This is a genomic window from Pseudoalteromonas sp. SG43-3 (assembly GCF_014164385.1).
GTDB lineage: Bacteria > Pseudomonadota > Gammaproteobacteria > Enterobacterales > Alteromonadaceae > Pseudoalteromonas > Pseudoalteromonas distincta.
In genome coordinates this window covers 1-950 of sequence record NZ_JACJFC010000062.1, presented here as the reverse complement: position 1 = coordinate 950, position 950 = coordinate 1, and the positions used below count along the sequence as shown (strand labels likewise).

Annotated in this window: 2 protein-coding genes; both read right to left on the bottom strand. The window is 35.7% G+C overall.

Annotated features, from left to right (window positions below; translation table 11 throughout):
• Positions 1-140 precede the first annotated feature (140 nt).
• Positions 141-329, bottom strand: a complete 189-nt coding sequence (locus H5157_RS20565; protein ID WP_182712307.1) for a hypothetical protein — start codon at positions 327-329, stop codon at positions 141-143.
• A gap of 120 nt (positions 330-449) precedes the next feature.
• On the bottom strand, positions 450-746 hold the full coding sequence (locus H5157_RS20560) for a hypothetical protein (protein ID WP_182725410.1): 297 nt from the start codon (positions 744-746) through the stop codon (positions 450-452).
• Positions 747-950 lie beyond the last annotated feature (204 nt).

The window sequence follows — 950 nt, the reverse complement described above, 5'->3', positions numbered from 1 at the left end:
AAAGTTGCTATTATTGCCTGTATAAGAAAGCTTATAGTAATCATAAATTCTATGGTGAGGGATGGTGTCATGTGGGATCCTAAAATGGTTTGAAATTAGGAATTGACACCATAGTCACTTGTTAGTTGCAAATAGTCAATTTAACCTTTGTCTACTTTTTGCTTTTTCTTGAGAGAAAAACCAAATACTGCACCTACCGCCATACCAAAAAGAACACCTAATAAAATATTCTGGATGATAATTCCTATTGCAACACCTATTGATATGCCAATAGCTAAACCAAACTTTATCGGGTTTTTTACCGCACCTGTTTTATTCCAATTACTCATCAGAGTTCCCTTTGCAACTAACGCCCCATTAAGGGGAAATTTATTGTTGGCTATAATGTTGAACGGAGTGAAAATAGCCAACTGTAAACTTTTCCTCTTGAATGGCTTGTTATATTTACATTACTCTAACACTTGGTTTAGGTATGTTTCGACATCAGCGCTTTCATCATTAGCTAATTTAATCTCAAGAATGAAGATAGATAGTGCAAACCAACCAATAGCAAGACCAAAACTGAAGACTAAAAATAAAACTACAGCAGGAATACCGCACCAAATTAACATTGCCAGTAATCGGCTGGTAATATTCAATGGCTTATCTTTTCGATATAATTTTACAGCGTTATTCACGATCTCGATTTTCTTACTATGCTTGAGGTCTTTTAACCTTTTGTCATCATAGAGTTTAAAATAAAACATTAAACCTCCTTGTAAATATAACATTTTAGTATTTATGCGACACGCTGTTTGTGTTGCATAATCGCTTGTTGGACTGAGCCGCTACCTGCTCGGTGTGTCAGAGTTGGTGTTGTTTATGCTATGGGAATTTGCTTTTTGGAGGCTCTCACTTTCCTAGCTGATTTAATCAGCTTAGCTAGTGTTATGTAAGCTTTCCCTGCATTG